This window comes from Streptomyces yongxingensis (assembly GCF_055597465.1).
The window spans coordinates 7439071-7458792 of record NZ_CM145717.1 but is presented as its reverse complement, the minus strand read 5'-3'; the positions used below and the strand labels follow the sequence as shown (position 1 = coordinate 7458792).

14 protein-coding genes are annotated in these 19722 nt (G+C 73.1%); 9 read left to right on the top strand and 5 right to left on the bottom strand.

Annotated features, from left to right (window positions below; all coding sequences use genetic code 11):
* Positions 1-6: 6 nt before the first annotated feature.
* From ACZ6TD_RS31735 to nirD, 4 genes are all read left to right on the top strand, one after another.
* On the top strand, positions 7-1308 hold the full coding sequence (locus ACZ6TD_RS31735; RefSeq protein ID WP_471343617.1) for a cytochrome P450 family protein: 1302 nt from the start codon (positions 7-9) through the stop codon (positions 1306-1308).
* Positions 1309-1428: 120 nt separating this feature from the next.
* A complete protein-coding gene (locus ACZ6TD_RS31730) occupies positions 1429-3093 on the top strand; it encodes an NAD(P)/FAD-dependent oxidoreductase (protein WP_471358208.1) in 1665 nt (554 codons plus the stop codon).
* 2 nt (positions 3094-3095) lie between these two features.
* Positions 3096-5744 carry a nitrite reductase large subunit NirB gene (nirB, locus tag ACZ6TD_RS31725; RefSeq protein WP_471343616.1) on the top strand — a complete coding sequence of 883 codons (2649 nt, stop codon included), beginning with the start codon at positions 3096-3098 and terminating at the stop codon, positions 5742-5744.
* The gene (gene nirD / locus ACZ6TD_RS31720) at positions 5741-6142 is read left to right on the top strand and encodes a nitrite reductase small subunit NirD (RefSeq protein WP_471343614.1); all 402 of its coding nucleotides are present in this window, start codon (positions 5741-5743) and stop codon (positions 6140-6142) included. Before nirB ends, nirD begins: the two co-directional genes overlap by 4 nt.
* Before the next feature lie 35 nt (positions 6143-6177).
* On the opposite strand, the gene ACZ6TD_RS31715 is transcribed toward nirD, so the two are convergent.
* The 3 genes from ACZ6TD_RS31715 to ACZ6TD_RS31705 all read right to left on the bottom strand — a co-directional run bounded on the left by ACZ6TD_RS31715 (position 6178) and on the right by ACZ6TD_RS31705 (position 9280).
* A complete protein-coding gene (locus tag ACZ6TD_RS31715; protein ID WP_471343612.1) occupies positions 6178-7452 on the bottom strand; it encodes a hypothetical protein in 1275 nt (424 codons plus the stop codon).
* A 78-nt stretch (positions 7453-7530) separates the two neighbouring features.
* Positions 7531-8727, bottom strand: a complete 1197-nt coding sequence (locus ACZ6TD_RS31710) for a CU044_5270 family protein (RefSeq protein WP_471343610.1) — start codon at positions 8725-8727, stop codon at positions 7531-7533.
* A 1-nt stretch (position 8728) separates the two neighbouring features.
* Positions 8729-9280 carry an RNA polymerase sigma factor gene (locus ACZ6TD_RS31705; RefSeq protein WP_471343608.1) on the bottom strand — a complete coding sequence of 184 codons (552 nt, stop codon included), beginning with the start codon at positions 9278-9280 and terminating at the stop codon, positions 8729-8731.
* A 313-nt stretch (positions 9281-9593) separates the two neighbouring features.
* Here ACZ6TD_RS31705 and ACZ6TD_RS31700 point away from each other — a divergent pair, with 313 nt between their 5' ends.
* The 5 genes from ACZ6TD_RS31700 to ACZ6TD_RS31680 all read left to right on the top strand — a co-directional run bounded on the left by ACZ6TD_RS31700 (position 9594) and on the right by ACZ6TD_RS31680 (position 16781).
* Positions 9594-10637, top strand: coding sequence for a LacI family DNA-binding transcriptional regulator (locus ACZ6TD_RS31700; RefSeq protein ID WP_471343606.1), 1044 nt, complete (start codon positions 9594-9596; stop codon positions 10635-10637).
* A 465-nt stretch (positions 10638-11102) separates the two neighbouring features.
* Positions 11103-12410 carry an extracellular solute-binding protein gene (locus ACZ6TD_RS31695; RefSeq protein WP_471343605.1) on the top strand — a complete coding sequence of 436 codons (1308 nt, stop codon included), beginning with the start codon at positions 11103-11105 and terminating at the stop codon, positions 12408-12410.
* Positions 12410-13381, top strand: coding sequence for a carbohydrate ABC transporter permease (locus ACZ6TD_RS31690; RefSeq protein ID WP_471343604.1), 972 nt, complete (start codon positions 12410-12412; stop codon positions 13379-13381). Before ACZ6TD_RS31695 ends, ACZ6TD_RS31690 begins: the two co-directional genes overlap by 1 nt.
* A gap of 110 nt (positions 13382-13491) precedes the next feature.
* On the top strand, positions 13492-14307 hold the full coding sequence (locus ACZ6TD_RS31685) for a carbohydrate ABC transporter permease (RefSeq protein WP_471358206.1): 816 nt from the start codon (positions 13492-13494) through the stop codon (positions 14305-14307).
* Positions 14308-14393: 86 nt separating this feature from the next.
* A complete protein-coding gene (locus tag ACZ6TD_RS31680; protein WP_471343602.1) occupies positions 14394-16781 on the top strand; it encodes a beta-xylosidase/alpha-l-arabinosidase in 2388 nt (795 codons plus the stop codon).
* A gap of 72 nt (positions 16782-16853) precedes the next feature.
* On the opposite strand, the gene ACZ6TD_RS31675 is transcribed toward ACZ6TD_RS31680, so the two are convergent.
* Both ACZ6TD_RS31675 and ACZ6TD_RS31670 read right to left on the bottom strand, forming a co-directional pair.
* Positions 16854-18842: a hypothetical protein gene (locus ACZ6TD_RS31675; protein ID WP_471343601.1), complete on the bottom strand. Its 1989-nt coding sequence runs from the start codon at positions 18840-18842 to the stop codon at positions 16854-16856.
* A gap of 132 nt (positions 18843-18974) precedes the next feature.
* Complete coding sequence (locus ACZ6TD_RS31670; RefSeq protein ID WP_471343598.1) at positions 18975-19655, bottom strand: NAD(P)H oxidoreductase; 681 nt, start codon at positions 19653-19655, stop codon at positions 18975-18977.
* Positions 19656-19722: the final 67 nt, after the last annotated feature.

Here is a 19722-nt window from a genome sequence, read left to right as displayed (position 1 = left end):
CAGCAGATGACCGACGGCCTTTGCCCCGTGCCGCACGCCGACCCCGCCGCACCGCACCGCCTGGACCCCACCGGGGCGCGCCAGCACGCGGTGAACGAAGAGCTGCGCGCCCGCGGGGCCGCGGTCCCGGTCCTGCTGCCAGGTGACGTACCGGGGTACGCCATCACCCGGCACGAGGAGCTGAAGGACTTCGTCACCCACCCCGACGTGGCCAAGAACGCCTGCCACTTCGCCGCGCTCCAGAACGACGAGCTCCCGCCCGGCTGGCCGATGCGGACCTTCGCCACCGTGCGCGGCATGATCACCGCGGATGGTGAGGACCACAAGCGGCTGCGGTCCCTGGTGACCCGGGCGTTCACCCCGCGCCGGGTGGAGGCGCTGCGCCCGGTGGTCCACGAGCTGACCGGCACGCTGCTGGAGCGGCTGGGCGGGGCCGCCGCGGCCGATCCGGACGGGGTGGCCGATCTGCGCCGCCACTTCGCGTTGCCGCTGCCCATGAGCGTGATCTGCCAACTGCTGGGCGTGGACGACCACTACCAGGACCGGCTGCACGAGCTGTCCAACGAGATCGTCTCCACCCAGACCGCGCCCGAGCGGGTCCCGGCCGCCAACCGCGAGATGGTGGCGATCCTCGGCCAGGTGGCCGCTGCCCGGCTGCGGGACCCCGGGGACGATCTGACCAGCGCGCTGATCGCGGTGCGTGAGGAGGACGGCGACCGGCTCAGCGAGGAGGAGCTGATCGGCACGCTGATGCTGACGATCATCGCCGGGCACGAGACCACGCTCAATCTGATCACCAACGCGGTGCGGGCGCTGTGCAACCACCGCGATCAGCTCGATCTGGTCCGGTCCGGGGCCGCGAGCTGGGGCGATGTGGTCGAGGAGACGCTGCGGTACGACAGCCCGGTGTCCTTCTTCCCGTTCCGCTACGCCACGAGGGACCTCCCGGTCGGGGACGCGGTCATCCCGAAGGGCGCGCCCGTGCTCGTCTCGTACACCGCCGCCGGGCGCGACGAGCGGGCGTACGGCCCGGACGCCGGCCGCTTCGACGTCACCCGGGGCGCGCGCCATCTGTCCTTCGGCCACGGCGCCCACTTCTGCCTGGGCGCCCCGCTGGCCCGCATGGAGGCCGTGATCGCCCTCGAGGCCCTCTTCACCCGCTTCCCCGACCTCGACCTGGCGGTCCCGGACGAGGCCCTGGTCCCCCACCCCAGCTTCGTCGGCAACAGCCCGCAGCGGCTCCCCATCCGGCTGGGGGCCGGGGCGGTCGGGGCGGCCGGGGCGCCCGGGGCGGCTCACAGCGGCTGAGGGAGCGCGCTGAGGGCAGCGTTGCCTACGGGAAACGGTGGGGATGCGGTCGGGTAACAGGCACCCCGCAGGCTTCCTGGCATGGAGTCGTACAGGGAGCCGATGAGCCCGAGCCGCCGGGTGGTGATCGTCGGCGGCGGCATGGCGGGTACGCGGCTGGCGCAGCAGCTCGCTGCGCGGGGCGCGGGGGCGAGTGCGGGCGCGCTCGCCGGTGCCGGTGCTGCGGGTGCCGGTGCCGGTGCTTCCGGTGCCGGTGCTGCCGGTGCCGGTGCTGCCGGTGCGGGCGCGGGTGCGGGTGCGGGTGCCGGCAGCGACACCGGCGGGGTGGCCGTCGAGGTCACGATCATCGGCGAGGAGCCGCACCCCGCGTACAACCGGGTGCTGCTCGCCGAGGTGCTCGCCGGGCGGTACGCGCCGGAGGTCATCGCGCTTCCCGCCCCCGCCGCCGGGGTGCGGCGGCTCAGCGGAGTGCGGGTGGTCCGCGTCGACCGCCCCACGGCGGAGGTGGTGTGCGACGACGGCCGCCGCGTGCCGTACGACGCGCTGGTGCTGGCCACCGGCTCCAACCCGGTGCTGCCGCCGCTGCGCGGCCTCTTCGAACCGGACGGCCAAGACCTCCCGGACGGCGTCCACGCCTTCCGCACCATGGACGACTGCCTGGCCCTCGGCGCCGCCGTACGGCCCGGGGCGCGGGCCGTCGTCATCGGCGGCGGACTCCTCGGCGTCTCCGCCGCGCGTGCGCTGGCCCAGCGCGGCGCCCAGGTGGTCCTGGCGCAGCAGGGCGAGCACCTGATGGAGCGCCAGCTTGACCCGGGCGCGTCCGGGCTGCTGCGGCGGCATATGGCGGCGCTGGGCGTGGAGGTCCACACGGAGTGCCGGGTCCGCGGCCTGCGCACGCGCGCGATGGGCGCGGGGCGCTTGGTGAAGGCCGTTGAACTCGCCGACGGATACGCCCTGGAGGCTGACCTCGTCGTGCTGGCGTGCGGGGTCCGGCCACGGGTCGGGCTGGCGGTGGCCGCTGGGCTGGAGGTGGCGCGGGGGGTCGTGATCGACGACGAGCTGCGGACGAGTGACCCGCGGGTGTTCGCGATCGGCGACTGTGCGGAGCACGCGGGGGTTGTGTACGGCCTGGCAGGCGCGGCGCAGGAGCAGGCGGATGTGCTGGCGCACCGCCTCTCCCCCACCCCGCCCCTCCCCGAAACTATGGGGCTCCGCCCCCTAGACCCCCACGAGGGCTCCGCCCCCGAACCCCGCGAGGGCGCCGCCCGTGGGCTCGACCGGGGCTCCGCCCCAGACCCCGACGGGGGCTCCGCCCCCGGGGACCGGTTTGTGGGCAATCGTTCCGCGGGGCGGAACGGGTGGGCACAAACCGGCCACCGGCCCGCACCCGGCGACGAAACCCCAGCCCGGCACACGGACACCGCACCCGGCGACGAAACCCCAACCCCGCACACGGACACCGCACCCGGCGGCGGGACCGGGCCCCGGTACCGCGGCACCCGTACGCTCACCCGGCTGACGCTCACCTCAGCGTCAACCCCCGGCCCCCTCGATCTCGCTGCCTTCGGCAACCCCACCCCCGCCCCCGGCGACGACGTCATTCACCTCACCGACGCCACCCGCAACACGTACCGCAAAGTCGTGGTCCGTGGTGACCGCCTGCTCGGGGGCATTCTTCTCGGCGATCTCGGCACCGTCGGCGCGCTCGCCCGCACCTGGGAGAGCGACGAGCCGCTCCCCGCCACCCCCTTGCTCCACCTGCTGACCAACGATGGAGGGTCCTGACGATGAGCGCATCGAACTCCCGAAAAGCCAATGCCGCACCCACCATCGTGCTCGTCGGCCACGGCATGGTCGGCCAGCGGTTTCTCGAAGCGCTGGCCGAGCGGAAGGTCACGGAGACCGCCCGCGTCGTCGTGTTCTGCGAGGAGCCTCGCCCCGCCTATGACCGCGTCCAGCTGACCTCGTACTTCTCCGGGCGTACCCCGGACGAGCTCTCCCTCGTCGAGGAGGGCTTCATGGCGCGGCACGGCATCGAGTTGCATCTGGGCGACCCGGCCCAGGTCATCGACCGCGACGCCCGCACCGTGACCAGCCGGTCCGGGCTGACCGTCGGCTACGACACGCTCGTGCTGGCCACCGGCTCGTATCCGTTCGTCCCGCCCGTGCCCGGCAAGGACAGTGACGGCTGTTTCGTCTACCGGACCGTCGAGGATCTGCTCGCGATCGAGGAGTATGCGAAGAATTGCACCTCGGGGACGGTCATCGGCGGTGGGCTGCTCGGCCTCGAAGCCGCCGGTGCGCTCAAGGGGCTCGGGCTCACCACCCACATCGTGGAGTTCAACCCGCGCCTGATGGCCATCCAGGTGGACGAGGGCGGCGGCGCCGCGCTGCGCCGCACGGTCGAGGACATGGGCCTGATCGTGCACACCGGCGTCGGCGGTAAGGAGATCACGGCGGACGGCGACGGCGCGGTCACCGCCATGACGCTGTCCGACGGCTCGTCCATCGACACCGACCTCGTGATCTTCTCGGCGGGCGTGCGCCCCCGCGATCAACTGGCCCGCGACTGCGGCCTCGAGGTCGGCGAGCGCGGCGGCATCGCGGTGGACGAGACGTGCCGCACCAGCGATCCGGCGGTGTACGCGATCGGCGAGTGCGCGCTGGCCGCCGACGGCCGGGTGTACGGGCTGGTCGCGCCCGGTTACGAGATGGCCCAGGCGGCCGCGGACGCCATCGCGAGCGACGCCATCGCGGGCGACCCCATCGCGGGCGACGCCGCCGCCGGCGGCTTCCGCGGCGCCGACACCTCCACCAAGCTCAAGCTCCTCGGCGTCGACGTGGCCAGCTTCGGCGACGCCCACGGCACCGCCGACGGCTGCCTGGACGTCGTCTACTCCGACTCCCGGTCGGGCGTCTACAAGAAGCTCGTGGTGGGCGCCGACGGCGCCCTCCTCGGCGGGGTGCTGGTCGGCGACGCCGAGGCGTACGGCATGCTGCGCCCCCTCACCGGCTCGGTGCCGCCCGTGGCCCCCGAGCAGCTCGTCCTCCCGGCAGGGCTGGGCGCACCCGCCGCCCTCGGCCCCTCCGCGCTGCCGGACGAGGCGGTCATCTGCAACTGCCACAACGTCACCAAGGGCGCGATCCGTTCGGCCGTCACCGACCACCACTGCACCACCGTCCCGGAGGTGAAGAAGTGCACCAAGGCGGGCACCGGCTGCGGGAGCTGCGTCAAGGCGCTCACCTCACTCGTCAACGACGAGCTGGAGGCGAGCGGGGTCAGCGTGGACAAGGGGCTGTGCGGCTGCTTCGCGTACACCCGCGCCGAGCTGTACGAGATCGTCCGCACCCTGCGCATCACCAGCTACGCCCAGCTTCTGGACAGCCACGGCCGGGCGGAGGCCCGGGAGGGTGACGGCTGTGAGGTGTGCAAGCCCGCCGTGGCCTCGATCATCGCCTCCCTGGCCCCGACCCTGGGCGCGAGCGGCTATGTGCTGGACGGCGAGCAGGCGGCCCTCCAGGACACCAACGACCACTTCCTGGCCAATCTCCAGCGCAACGGGTCGTATTCGATCGTGCCCCGGATCCCGGGCGGGGAGATCACCCCGGAGAAGCTGATCGTGATCGGCGAGGTGGCCCGGGACTTCGGGCTCTATACGAAGATCACCGGGGGTCAGCGGATCGACCTCTTCGGCGCCCGCGTGGACCAGCTCCCGCCGATCTGGGCGCGGCTGGTGGACGCCGGTTTCGAGTCGGGCCACGCGTACGGCAAGGCACTGCGCACCGTGAAGTCGTGCGTGGGCCAGACCTGGTGCCGCTACGGAGTGCAGGACTCCGTCCGGATGGCCATCGACCTGGAGCTGCGCTATCGGGGGCTGCGCTCACCGCACAAGCTCAAGTCGGCCGTCTCCGGCTGTGCCCGCGAATGCGCCGAGGCGCGCGGCAAGGACTTCGGCGTGATCGCCACGTCCAACGGCTGGAACCTGTACGTGGGCGGCAACGGCGGAGCCGACCCGCGCCACGCCGATCTGCTCGCCCAGGACCTGGACGACGAGGAGCTGATCCGCCTCATCGACCGGTTCCTGATGTTCTACATCCGCACCGCGGACCGTCTGGAGCGCACCTCGGCCTGGCTGGAGCGGATCGAGGGCGGTCTGGACCACGTCCGCGAGGTGGTGGTCGAGGACTCGCTGGGGCTGTGCGCCGAGCTCGAGGCGATGATGGCCGACCACGTGGCCGGCTACCGCGACGAGTGGGCCGAGACCCTGGGCGACCCGGATCGGCTGCGGCGCTTCGTCTCCTTCGTCAACGCGCCGGGCGCACCCGACCCGACGGTGAAGTTCGTGCCCGAGCGCGACCAGGTCAAGCCGGACCTGACGATCCTGTCAGGCCCCACCCTCCCCGTCCGTACTCTCGAAGGGACTGCCAGCCGATGACCATGGCACCCATGACGCCCATGGCCCCCGAGCGGACCGCGGTCCGCGTGGAACTCCTCGTCGAGCAGCGGTGGTTCACCGTCTGCGAGCTGACCGACCTCACCCCCGGGCGCGGGGTGGCCGCGCTGCTGCCGGACGGCTCCCAGGTGGCGGTCTTCCTGGACCGCTCGGGGCGCGTGTACGCGATCGCCAACCGCGACCCGTTCACCGGGGCGTATGTCCTCTCCCGGGGGCTGCTGGGCTCGGCGGGCGGGCGGCCGTTCGTCGCCTCCCCGCTGCTGAAGCAGCGCTTCGACCTGGGGACGGGGCGGTGCCTGGACGACGAGGGGGTCGTCGTCCAGGCGTATGCGACCCGTACGCGGGCGGGCGCGGACGAGGTGTCGGCCCAGGTCGCGTGAGACGAGGTGTCAGCCCGGGTCGAGTGAGACGAGTGTCAGCCCAGGTCGCGTGAGACCAGCACCCCGCACTGGACGGGGTCGCTCGCGCAGCCGGCCGTCCCCGCGGCGAGCACACCCTTCGTCCCGGGGACGCCCGCGACACCGAGCACCGTGGACATCTCGCTGTGCTCGGTGACGTCGGTCGGCAGCTCCTCGGTCGCCCACTCCGTACCGGTCCAACGGGCCAGCACGGAGTGGGGGTTGCCCGGGGTCCAGCCGGCGATCCACAGCCGCCCGGCGCCGTCCGCGCCCGCGGCGTTCGCCTCGCCGACGGGGAGCGCGGGGAGCGTCTGCCAGCGGCTGCCGGTCCAGCGGGTGGCCATGGTGGCCGTGGGCGACTGCGGGTCGTTGGTCTTCCCGACGACGTAGACCGAGTTACGGCCGGTGGCCACGGCGTGGTTGGCCACCCAGCCGGTCGGGTGCTCGCCGGGGGCCGGCACCTCACGGACCGTCCAGCGGCTGCCGTTCCAGTGGTCCAGCAGGGGTACGGACACCTCGCCGGTCACGGCGCTCGCGGTGACCCATACGTCGTCCGGACCGGTGCCGGTGATGTCCCACGGCTGTACCTGGCCACCACCGGGGGCGGCGGGGAGGGACACCGTCTCCCACGCGGAGCCGGTCCAGCGCTCCAGACGGGAGACCTGGGCGTTGCCGTTCGGATCCCAGTCGAAGCTGGTCAGCCAGGCCGCCTTCTTACCGAACGCGGCCAGGTCGCCGACGAAGCTCAGCGATCCCTCGGCGGGGGCCGCGTGGCCGACCTTCGTCCACTTCTTGCCGTTCCAGTGCTGCAGCACGATCGGCGCGGAGGTGTTGTCGGTCACGGTGCCGGCCGCCCAGGCGTCGTCGGGCGCGGCGGCGGCGACCTTCTCCAACTGGGCGGGCCTCCCACCGGTGGAGGCGGCGGGTACGTCCGTCCAGGTGCCGCCGTTCCAGTGCTTGATCAGGGGGGTGGGCCCGTCGGCGCCGTCCGTCCCGCGGCCCACCGCCCAGGCGTCCTTGGCGCCGGTCGCGGCGACGTCCCAGAACTCCCGCGAGGCGGTCTCGCTCAGCGGCGTCCGCAGCTTCCAGGGGGTGTCGGCGCGGGCCGCCCGGTCGGACGAGGCGCTGGACGCGGTGCCGGTAACGGTGCCCGTCGCGGCATTCGCGGGGCCGGTCGCGGCATTCGCGGGGGTGCCGAGGGTGGCGAGCGTGCCGAGTGCGACCGCGCACACCGCGACCGCTGTGCGCAGCCGCGTCCGGCGGGTTCCGGGCCGTCCTGCGGTTCTGTCCATGACGCTCCTTCTGCTGGGGTGGGGTTCTCAGAAGGAAATGGCCGCCGCCCGGCCGTTCTTACAGCTCGCCCCGACCGGTCATTCAGGGGTCTTGAGCTGCCGGTCGGTCCACTCCGACGTCACCGTGGCGGTGTAGTTCACCACCGTGCCCGCCGTGAGCCCCGCCTCGGCGGCCTTCGCGTTCGGCTTGGTCAGCACCTCCTGGTCGGACAGCAGGGCCCCGGTCGCCGGGTCCACGATCAGCTCCGACCGCGCGGCCCCGTAGTCGGGCCGGCCGGTCGCGGGCAGGGCGAAGCCGACCCCCTCGCGGCCCAGCGGGTCCGTCACCTCGCCGAGCGACCGGATGCCCGGCAGATCGGCGATGACGCGGTACGCGGCGGCCCGGACCTCGGGCCTGACCGGGAGGTCGATCAGGTTGGCCGCCTGCCGCCACATCCACTCGGTGCGGCCGGAGATCTCGCTTCCGCGGTCCTCCTCGTACAGCTCCGCCAGCACCTCCTTCAGCTTCGCGCTGTCGCCGGGGAGTTTCCGCAGCTCCGCGTAGGTCACATTGCGCGCGCCGAGGGCGGCGATCGTGTCGCCGCTGTTGATCCGGTCCACCGTCGGCGGCTTCCTCGCCCCCGTCTCCAGCCGCAGACCGAGCTTGCCGCCCGACCCGGACGCGGGGAGCGTCAGGTCCTTCGGCGATCCGGCGGCCCGCCAGCGCGCCGTGTCGCGCTCGGTGCGGGGCTCGGTGGTGGCGTCGATCCCCGAGATCCACAGGCTCTGCGTACCGGGCCGCACCCCGAAGGACCACCGCGACGTCTCGGAGGAGACCACCGCGAAGGTCGACTCGGACGCGGAGGCGACGCCGATCCAGGCCGACCGGGCGGTCGTCTGCCAGTACGTGCCCTCGTCCGCCGTACGATCCACCCGGGCGGCCACGGTGAGCAGGGCCAGGCGGCCGCTCTTGGGAGTGTGCCGGGGGCCGTCCGTGGTGGGTCCGGCGGTGGCGCGGGAGCCGCGGGCGTCCCGGGTGCCGGAGCCGTCCTGGGGCAGGGTGGCGACGAGCACCCCGGCCGCGGCCGCCGTCGCGGCGACGGGCAGCGCCCACCGCCACGTGAACGGCCGGGCGGACCGGGACGCCGTCCGCGGCTCCGGCGCGTCGGGCCTGCTCGCCAGGATGGTGATCAGGTCGTGCCGGGCGCGTTCCGAACCGGCCAGGTGGTCCGGATCGAGCTCCGGGGGCCGGGCGTCCGCCAGCGTCTTCATGACATCGGGCCGCTTGCGTGCCATGTCAGTGCTCCTTCACTGTCACTTTCACGTTCGGGCGGGAGTCGCGAGGGTCGCGAGAGGGTCCGACCGCGTCGACGGCCCGCTCCAGCCGCCGTCTGGCCCGGTGCAGCCGCACCGAGAACGTGGCGGTGGAGCAGCCCAGGACGCGTGCCGCCTGGCTCGGGCCGAGCCCGTGCCAGGCGACCAGCGTCAGCAGCTCGCGGTCGGCGGCGGACAGCCCCGCCAGCGCCTGGAGCGCCACCGCGCGCTCGGCCACCCCCGCGGCCACGTCCTCGACCTGGGCGCCGGAGGTGATGATGCGCTGGGCCTCCTGAGCGGCCAGGGCGTACTGCCTGCCGTCGCGGCGCCGCAGCTCGCGGGTCAGGTTGCGGGCCACGCCGAGCAGCCACGGCAGCGGTGGCGTGGGGATGTCCCGCATCCGCCGCCAGGCGACCGTGAAGGTCTCGCTGGTGATGTCCTCACCGACCTGCCGGCCCACCAGGCCGGCCGCGTAGGCCAGCACACGGGGATGGCACTCCTCGTAAAGGTCCCGAAAGCGTTGGGCGTCGGTCACGCCGTCTCCTCATCTCGGCTCTCTCACCATGCAGTGGTCGAGGGCCGCGCTTTCTTACACCCGGGGAGAGGGGATTCCGGGTGGCGGGGTGCCCGGACGATGGCGGCTGGGGCGATGGCGGCCGGGACGATGGCGGCCGGGATGATGGCGGCCGGCCGTGCGGTGCTGCGTAAGCTCAGGAGCTTGATGGGGGCGTCCCTCTCTCGTCTCTTCACGTCTGATCCGGTTTTCCGGAAGACTTCTGCAAGGTTCCGAGGGCGCGTCCCCGGGAAGCACGAGGCGGGGGTGGCTCCCGTCAACGGAGGAGGCGGAAATGGCTACGGAGAGCAGGGGCACCGAGGGCGGCGCCCGGCCCAAGGTGACGATCACGGCCATCGCCCAGGAGGCCGGGGTGTCGGTGCCCACGGTCTCCCGGGTGGTCAACGGCCGTTCGGATGTCTCGCCCGAGACCCGGGCCCGGGTCGAGGATCTGCTGCGGCTCCACGGCTACCGCCGCCGCCAGAGCGCGCCGGGCGACCGCGCCGCCCTGGTGGACCTGGTCTTCAACGATCTGGACAGCCCCTGGGCGGTGGAGATCATCCGGGGCGTGGAGGACGTCGCGCACCAGGACGGGGTGGGCACGGTGGTCTCGGCGATCCACGGCCGCGCGGGCTCGGCCCGGAAGTGGCTGAAGAACCTGCGGGCCCGCGCCTCGGACGGGGTGATCCTGGTGACGTCCGTACTGGAGCCGGTGGTCCACGAGGAGCTGCGGCGGCTGAACGTGCCGATCGTGGTCGTCGACCCGGCCGGCTCCCCGGCGCTGGACGCGCCCACCGTGGGGGCCACCAACTGGGCGGGCGGCATGGCCGCCACCGAACATCTGCTGAGCCTCGGCCACCGGCGGATCGGGCTGATCGCAGGTCCGCCGCGGCTGCTGTGCAGCCGGGCCCGGCTGGACGGCCACCGGGCGGCGCTGGAGGCGGCGGGCTCGCCGTTCGACCCGGCGCTGGTGGCGCAGGGCGACTTCTACCACGAGTCCGGTTTCCACGGCTGCGACCAGTTGATGTCCGGGCCCACCCCGCCGACCGCCATCTTCGCGTCCAGCGACCAGATGGCCCTGGGCGCGATCGAGGCGCTGCGCCGTCGGGGGCTGCGGGTTCCGGAGGACGTGAGCATCGTCGGCTTCGACGACCTTCCGGAGGTCCGCTGGTCGGCGCCCCCGCTGACGACGGTCCGTCAACCGCTCGCGGACATGGGCAAGTTGGCCGCTCGTACGGTGTTGCGGCAGGCGCGGGGGGAGGAGCTCGAGTCCCCGAGGGTCGAACTGGCCACCGAGCTGGTGGTCCGCGCCAGCACGGCCCCACCCACCGAGGGCTGATCCCCCGGGCCCCGCCCACGGCGGCCTGATCCCCGGGCGCCGCTCGCCGGGGGCTGGCCCCCCATGCCCCGCTCGCCGAGGGCTGATCCTCCACGGCACCGCCGCTGGGGGCTGATCCCCCACGCCCCGCTCGCCGAGGGCTGATCCCCCACCCCGCCCCTTCCCGAACGGGGGCTGCGCCCCCGCCCCCACCGTGGGGGCTCCGCCCCCACACCCCCGCCGGGGCTCCGCCCCGGACCCCGGTCCTCAAGCGCCGGACGGGCTGGATTTTCCAGCCCGTCCGGCGCTTGAGGACACGCCCGAAGGGCGTTCGGGTGGGGCCGGGGGCGGAGTCCCCGTTCGGGAAGGGGTGGGGTGGGGGACGAAAGCCGGTCGCTGCCGAAACCCTTGACACCGCATCAGCACCCCCATACCTTCCACGCAACCGCTTCCGAGAATTATCGGGCTACTTCCGGAAGGCACACGATGCGCATACCTCGGTCAAGGTCCACCCTTCGTGCGTCCACCCTGGCAGCGGCCGCGCTGCTGGTCGGGACGGCACTCGCCGGCTGCGGAAGCGGCGGGCCCGGGGGTTCGGATGACGACTCCCTCGACGTCTGGGTCTACCAGGACGCCTCGACCAAGGTGCAGCGCGAGGTCGTCAAGCGGTTCAACAAGACCTCCGACATCAAGGTGAAGCTCACCCAGGTACCCGGCGATGGCTACTCGGACAAGATGCGCACCTCCATGGGCACGCCCAACGCCCCGGACATCTTCTTCAACTGGGGCGGCGGCAGCATCAGCGAGTTCGTCAAGAAGGACATGCTGCTCGACCTCGACCCGGCGATGGCCAAGGACCCGGAGCTGAAGAAGGCGTTCATCCCCACGATCCTCGACGCGGGCGCGATCGACGGAAAGCACTACGGGATTCCCATGCGCGGGATGCAGCCGGTGATCCTCTTCTACAACAAGAATGTCTTCGAGGACGCCGGGGCCACGCCCCCGAAGTCCTGGAAGGATCTGCTGAAGCTCATCGGCACGTTCAAGGGCAAGGGCGTCGCCCCGTTCGCGCTGGCCGGCACCGACGCCTGGACCGAGCTGATGTGGGTGGAGTACCTGGTGGACCGCTACGGCGGGGCCGGGGTGTTCCAGAAGGTCCAGAGCCAGTCCATGGCGGCGTGGGACGACCCGGCGGTGCTCAAGGCCGCGCAGACCGTCAAGGACCTGGTCGGCCGGGGTGCGTTCGGCAAGAACTACAAGTCGGTCAACTACACCGCCGACGGGGCCTCCACGCTCTTCGCCAAGGGCAAGGCGGCCATGCACCTGATGGGAAGCTGGGAGTACGCCAACCAGAAGGCCAACCAGCCCGCGTTCGCCAAGTCGGGGCTGGGCTGGACCACCTTCCCGGCGGTCCCCGGCGGCAGCGGTGACCCCAAGAGCGTCGTCGGCAACCCGACCAACTACTGGTCGGTCAACGCCAAGGTGAAGGGCGACAAGCAGAAGGCCGCCATCGAGTTCGTGAAGTTCGCGGCGAAGCAGGACTACTCCAAGGACCTCATCGCCAACGGGGACGTCCCCACCACCTCCGACGCCACCTCCCTGCTCGCCGAGCACGAGAACCCCGACTACGCGCGGTTCCAGTACGACTTGGTCAAGCAGGCCCCCGACTTCACGCTCTCCTGGGACCAGGCGCTCCCCGCCAAGTACACCCCGCCGCTGCACACCGCCGTGCAGAAGCTGTTCAACGGGCAGCTCAGCCCGGCCGGGTTCGTCGACGCCCTGAAGGGCATGTGATGGCGGACGCCGCGACCCGCGAGCGGCGCCCGGCGCACGAGCCACGCCGGAGCGCCGGCCGGACGAAAGCCGGCCCGGCGAGCGTCGGCCGGGCCGGGGTCGGCCGGCCCGGCGTCGTCTGGGCCCTCCCCGGCGCGCTGTTCTTCGTCTTCTTCGCGGTGGCGCCGATGATCCTGGTCGGCGCCCTCGCCTTCACCGACTGGGACGGCATCGGCACCCCGAGCTGGACCGGGATGAGCAACTGGTCCCGGCTGTGGGACGACCCGGAAACCCATCAGGCCATCTGGCTCAGCCTGGTGCTGACCGTGCTGACCTGGGTGTTCCAGACCCCGCTCGCGCTGCTGCTGGGCGTATGGGCGGCCGGTCGGCAGCGCAACCGTGCCGTGCTGTCGGCGATCTTCTTCCTGCCGCTGCTGGGCTCCTCCGTGGCGCTCGCACTGGTCTGGAAGTCGCTGCTGGACCCCAACTTCGGTCTGATCGCCGACATCGGGCCCGCCCTGGGCTTCGCGGACGGCGATCTGCTCGGCAGCTCCAAGGGCGCCTTCGGGGCGATCCTGTTCGTCACCGCCTGGCAGTTCATCCCGCTGCACACGCTGATCTACCAGGGCGGCGCCCGCGCCATCCCGCGCTCGCTCTACGACGCGGCGGCCATCGACGGCGCCGGGACCGTACGGCAGTTCTTCTCGATCACCCTGCCCCAACTGCGCAACACCATCGTCACCTCGTCGGTGATCATGGTGGTGGGCGCGCTGACCTTCTTCGACACCGTGCTGATCCTCACCAAGGGCGGGCCGGGCACGGACACCACGATCGTGCCGTACCTGATGTACAAGAACGGCTTCCAGGCGTTCGACCTCGGCTACGCCAGCGCGGTCGCCACCATCCTCGTCGTCGTCGCCACCACCGTCTCGCTGCTGCTGGTGCGGCTCACCGGCTTCGCCGCGATGCGCAGCACCCGGGAGGGGATGTGACCGACGTCCTGCACGACCACCCGAACCCTCACCCGAACCGCCCCCTGAACGGCGTCCGTACGCCGAACAAGACCCCGGCGGCCCCTCGCCCCCGCCTCCGCCGCCGGGGTCTGCCCCGCTGGAACTACCCGGCCGGGCTCGGCTCCCTGATCTGGCTCGGCATCGTCGGACTGCCGCTGTACGTCCTGGTGGCCGCCACCTTCCAGACCCGCGACGGCTATATCGACGACGGCCCGCTGGCCCTGCCCGACCATCCGACGCTCGCCAACTACCGGCGGGTGCTGCGCTCCGACTTCCTCTCCTACCTCCTCAACACCGCGCTGGTCACGGTCGTGTGCGCGGCGATCGTGATCACGCTGTCGGTGACCGTCGGCTACACCGTCGTCCGCACCCGCGGCCGCGCCTCCCGCCGGATCTTCCAGATCTTCCTGCTGGGTCTCGCGATCCCCTCCCAGGCGGTGGTGATCCCGGTCTATCTGGTCATCACCAAGCTCCAGCTGTACGACACCCTGCTCGCGGTGATCCTGCCGACCGCCGCCTTCTCCCTCCCGGTCAGCGTGCTGATCCTGGTCGGCACGATGCGCGACATCGACGAGGAGCTGTACGAGTCGATGGCGCTGGACGGCGCGAGCCCGACCCGGGTGCTGCTCCAGCTCGTCGTGCCGCTGTCGCGGTCCGGGATCTCCACGGTCGGGGTGATGTCGGCCCTGCACGCCTGGAACGGCTTCCTCTTCCCGCTGCTGCTCACCCAGTCCAAGAGCAACCGGCTGCTGACCCTGGGGCTGTACGACTACGTGGGCGAGTTCCGGGTGGACACCCCGGCGCTGCTCACCGCCGTGGTGCTCTCCATCGTCCCGATCTTCCTGGTCTATCTCTTCGCCCGCCGTCAGCTGATCAGCGGGCTGATGGGCGTGGGCGGCAAATAGGCCGCCTCCGGGCGGCACCCACGCCGCCTCCGGGCGGCCCGCGAGCCGTTCTCCCACCCCGCCGTCCTCCCCCGACAAGGAGCTTCATGCCTCAGCCCTGGCAGGACACCTCCCTCTCCGCCGAGGACCGCGCGGCGGCCCTGCTCTCCTCGATGACGCTGGAGGAGAAGCTCGCCCAACTCGTCGGCGTATGGCCGGGATCCGAGGCCGAGGAGGGCGAGGACGTCGCCCCGCTGCAGCACGAGGTGTCCGAGGCCGTGGACCTCGATGGCCTCCTCCCCCATGGCATCGGCCAACTGACCCGCCCCTTCGGCACCTCCCCCGTCGAACCGGCCGAGGGCGCCGCCGCGCTGGCCCGCCTCCAGGCCCGGATCGCCGCCGGGAACCGCTTCGGGATCCCGGCGCTGGCCCATGAGGAGTGTCTGACCGGCTTCTTCGCCTGGCGCGCCACCGTCTTCCCCACCCCGCTCGCCTGGGGCGCGTCCTTCGACCCGGCGCTGGTGGGGCGGGCGGCCGAGCTGATCGGCGGTTCGCTGCGGTCGGCCGGTATCCACCAGGGCCTTGCCCCGGTGCTGGACGTGGTGCGGGACGCGCGCTGGGGCCGTACGGAGGAGTCCATCGGCGAGGACCCGTATCTCGTCGCCACCATCGGCACCGCGTACGTCCGCAGCCTGGAGACCGCCGGGATCGTCGCCACCCTCAAGCACTTCGCGGGCTACGCCGCCTCCCGGGGCGGCCGCAACCACGCACCGGTCTCCATCGGGCCCCGGGAACTCGCCGATGTCGTCCTGCCCCCCTTCGAACTGGCGGTACGGGACGGGGGCGCGCGGTCGGTCATGCACTCCTACAACGACATCGACGGGGTGCCCTCGGCCGCCAACCCCTGGCTGCTGACCGAACTGCTCCGCGACACCTGGGGCTTCACCGGCACCGTCGTCGCCGACTACTTCGGGGTGTCCTTCCTGGAGCTGGCCCACCACGTGGCCGACACCCGGGGCGGCGCGGCCGGGCTCGCCCTGGCGGCGGGGGTGGACGTGGAGCTGCCCGCGGTGCGGTGCTTCGGCACCCCGCTGCGGGAGGCGGTACGGGCCGGGGAGGTGGACGAGGCGCTGGTGGACCGGGCGGCGCTGCGGGTGCTGCGGCAGAAGTGCGAGCTGGGGCTGCTGGACGCGGACTGGTCGCCGATGCCGTCGGCGCTCGCGGAGTCGGCGGGGCCCGACGGCATCGACCTCGATCCGCCCGGCATGCGGGCCGTCGCGCGGGAGCTGGCCGAGGAGTCGGTGGTGCTGCTCGCCGACGACGGCGATGTGCTGCCGCTCGCGCCGGACGCCCGGATCGCGGTGGTCGGCCCGCTCGCCGACGACCCGGCCGCGATGCTCGGCTGCTACACCTTCCCCCGCCACGTCGGGGTGGAGCACCCCGAACTCCCCCTGGGCATCGAGGTGCCGACGCTCTTCGCCGCGCTGCGCGCCGAGCTGCCCGGTGCGCGGATCACCCATGCCGAGGGGTGCGCCGCGCCCGGCCCGGCCGCGTCCGCCGGGGACGCGGGGGGCGCGCCCTCGGCCGGTGCGGCGGCGCTCACCGCCGAAAGCCGGTTGGCGCAGGCGGCCCGGACGGCGGCGGACGCGGATGTGTGCGTCGCGGTGCTGGGCGACCGCTCGGGGCTGTTCGGCCGGGGCACCTCGGGTGAGGGCTGTGACGCCGCCGATCTCGAACTCCCCGGTGACCAGGGGGCATTGCTGGACACCCTGGTGGCCACCGGCACCCCTGTGGTGCTGGTGCTGTTCACCGGCCGGCCGTACGCCCTCGGCCGCTGGTCGCGCCTGCTGGCCGGCGCCGTGCAGGCGTTCTTCCCCGGGGAGGAGGGCGGCCCGGCGGTCGCCGGGGTGCTGAGCGGGCGCGTCAACCCCTCGGGCCGGCTGCCGGTGAGCGTTCCGTACGCGCCCGGCGGCCAGCCCTGGACGTACGCTCAGCCGCCGCTCGGGCTGCGCGGCGATGCCAGCTCGATCGACCCGACCCCGCTGTTCCCCTTCGGCCATGGGCTGTCCTACACCTCGTTCGCCTGGGAGCGCCCGGAGGCCGACGCGACCGATGTGCCGACCGACGGGGAGACCACGGTCCGGCTGACCGTGCGCAACACCGGTGACCGGGCCGGGACGGAGGTCGTGCAGCTCTACCTCCACGATCCGGTGGCCCGTATCGCCCGGCCGGTGTCCCGGCTGATCGGCTACGCACGGGTGCCGCTGCGGCCGGGCGAGTCCGCCGAGGTCCACTTCACCTTCCATGCCGACCTCGCCTCGTACCCGCTGGGCGCCGATGGCACGAGGGTGGTGGAACCGGGCGCCCTGGAGCTGCGGCTGGCCTCCTCCAGCGCCGACTCCGGCGTACGGCACACCGTGCCGCTGACGCTGACCGGGCCCGAGCGCACGGTGGACCACCGGCGGCGGATGGTGTGCGAGGCGCGGGTGAAGTAGCCCCGGGGCCCCGGGGGGGGCGGGAAAACGCCTGGGGCCACCGGCCCCGGGCGGGCCGCCCCCGGGGCCGGTTCAGGACGGCCCCTCGCCCTTCTCCACCAGCGACCAGGCGTGGGCGAACAGTTCGGGCAGGGTGCGGTCGGGCAGCGGCAGGGGGTTCTCCAGCCGCCCGTTGGAGGAGCGGCGCAGCCCGATCAGCTCCGCCTTCCACGCCTCCATGGGCTGGTACGGCTTCTTGGCGTGGATCCACTCGCCCGGCAGGAAGACCTGACGGCCCGCCCGGGGGCGCTTGTCCTCGGTGACCAGGCCGCGCTCGACCAGCGTGGCGGCGGCCTTCTGGTGCCGGGCGGTCTGCCACCCGTTCCAGGTGCGGACGTTGCGGTCGGTCGGCGCGGGCAGGGCCAGCAGCTGGAGGTAAAGCGCGGCCGCGTCCTCGTCGACGCCGAGCGTGTCGGCGACCCGCGCCACCAGATCCGGCGCGGAGGCCGCCGGGTTGGACTCGTACGCCCCCACCGGCAGCGACGCGCTCTCGACCCGCTCGGCGATGCGCGCGCAGACCGGACCGCGCAGCCACTCGACCAGCGGGAGGTCCTCCCGGCCGAAGCCGGAGGTGAGGGCCGCCAGGGCCTGGGAGCGCTCGTCGTCGCCGTAGAACGCGGGGCGGAAGTACACCCTGGGCGGGGACCGGTCCCCCCTGCGGCTGACCGTGCCGTCCGTGATGACGGTGAGCCCGTCGTCGATGCTCGCCACGTCCAGCCGCTCCGGGCCCGCGTACGGCCGGAACCCGAACCGCTCCTGGAGCTCGGCGACCGTACTCCCCGAACCGGCGGCGGGGCGCCCGGCAGGCAGCAGCAGCCCCGGGTGGTCCAGCCGCTCGAGGAGCAGCCGCACCAAACCGGGCAGCCCCTCGCGGACCGGGTCACCGGCGGGGAGCTCGGCGTAGACCCAGGCCAGGTGCGGCACGAGGGAGCGCAGGCGGTCCTCGAACCGCATGATGTCCCACCGGGCGTCGGTGAGCAGCGGGCCGTGCTCACTGTTCTTGATCCAGGTGTCGAGGGGCGCCCCGAGCCCGGGTTCGGCGGCGGGGTTGGTGAACGCGGCGCAGAACTCGACCGCCGAGAGGCGGAGCAACCGCAGCTCCATGACCGCCGTGAGGGTGCGCTCGGGCACCACGACCCGCCGGCCGCGCCGCGCCTGCCACGCCTCGGCGAGCCGCTCCGCCACCCCGCGCATCCCGTCCGGCTCCCAGAGCTCGGCCGGGTCCTCGGGCAGCACGTCCGCGAGGAGTTCCAGCCGCTCCGGCGCGGTCAGCCGGGCCAGTTCGGACGCGCCGTCCTCGGCCTCGGCCACCTTCAGCCGCAGCGTCGCCCGCTCGTCGGCGTCCAGGAACGGGACGTACATCCGCTGCAGGTGCCCGGCGAGCACGAGGGACGCGGCGGGGCGCCCCATGCCCGTGCGCTCCCGCAGCAGGGCCACGGCCTCCCGGTCCCACGGGGCCGGGCCCCGCTCGCGGACCAGCGCCACCAGCCGCCGCAGCTGCTCGGGGCTCCCCCAGCCGCGCGGCACGTCCCGCGCCTCCTCGATCTCCCCCAGGCTCGGCGGCTCCGCGTCCCCCGTCCGCAGCTCGACGAACCGGCGCCGCCCCTCACGCCTCCACCCGACGCTGACGGCCGCCCCGCGCCCGTCGCGCACCGCGAGGCGCTCGGTGACCACGATCCCGGTGCGCAGCCGGGCGGCCGGATCGGCGAACGGGCTCTCCGCCCACATCTCCAGCAGCGCCAGCAGCCGTTCGCGCCGCTCGGGGCGCGTGGACGCGACGGCGGCCCGGAGCGCCACGGCCCCGATCCGCCCGATGAACCGCGCCCACGACCCTTCCCCGGCGATCCCGGGCCCGTCCTCGCCGTTGGGGCCGGGCGGATCCCACGCCCCGGTCAGGAACCGGCCGGTCCGCTCGATGGAGGCCAGCGCACCGGGCCGCCACATCCCCGGACCCTCGATGAGCCCGCCCAGCGCGAGCACCACGCGCTCGTCGTCCACGGCCGTCCAGGCACCGGTCGTCATCGGGCCTCCCCCGTCCTCCCCCGTCGCATACGCCATGGGGAGATCATCGCTCATGGCTCCGACAGCGGCCCCGCCGCCTACGGGGGCGCGGGGCTACTGGGCTCGGTCGGGTGCCGCTTTCGTTGTCCGTCCTCAGGCCGCCGCCGGTTCCGCTGTAAGGAACCCTTCCACGGCCTTCCGCGCGCGGCGGTCGAACTCGGCATATCGCGCCTCGCGCTCGGCTCCCGCAACCGCGTCGCCGACCAGCAGATTGCCCTCGGCGTCGATGCGCTGCGGGCGCTCCTCGGCGTCGGGGAGCAGGGCGACGGAGGAGTGGGCGAATCCGCAGTAATAGGCGATGCCCTCGCTCAGGTTGGTCTCCAGCACGGCCTGCATTCCCTCTGTGATGGGGTCATCGGAGGTGGCGCCGGCCAGGCCCAGCCACAGCATGCGCTTGCCCGCCAGGCGGGGCTTGCTGCGGCCGTAGGCGAATCCGTAGTTCCACACGCGATCGATCCAGCCCTTGAGGAGGGCGGGCACGCTCTGCCAGTACACGGGGAACACGGCGACGACGACGTCGGCGTCGAGAACGCGCCGCATATGGGCCTGGACTTCGTCCGAGTACGGCTTCTCCCGGTTGCCCCAGTCCGGCTGGTCCGCCACGTTCATCCGCGGGTCGAACCCTTCGGCGTGCAAGTCGAGCAGGTCGACGCGGTATCCGGCGGTCTCGAGTCGCGCGGTGGTACGGCGGGCGGTGTGCGCGGTGAGGGAATCGGCCCGATGGTGTGCGACGACCACAAGGGCGGTCCTGGCAGCGCTGCTGCGGTGCGACACGGCTTCTCCTGGCTGGTCTCGGTCAGTTCGACCAGTCCAGTACACCCGTGATCCATTAGACGATCCA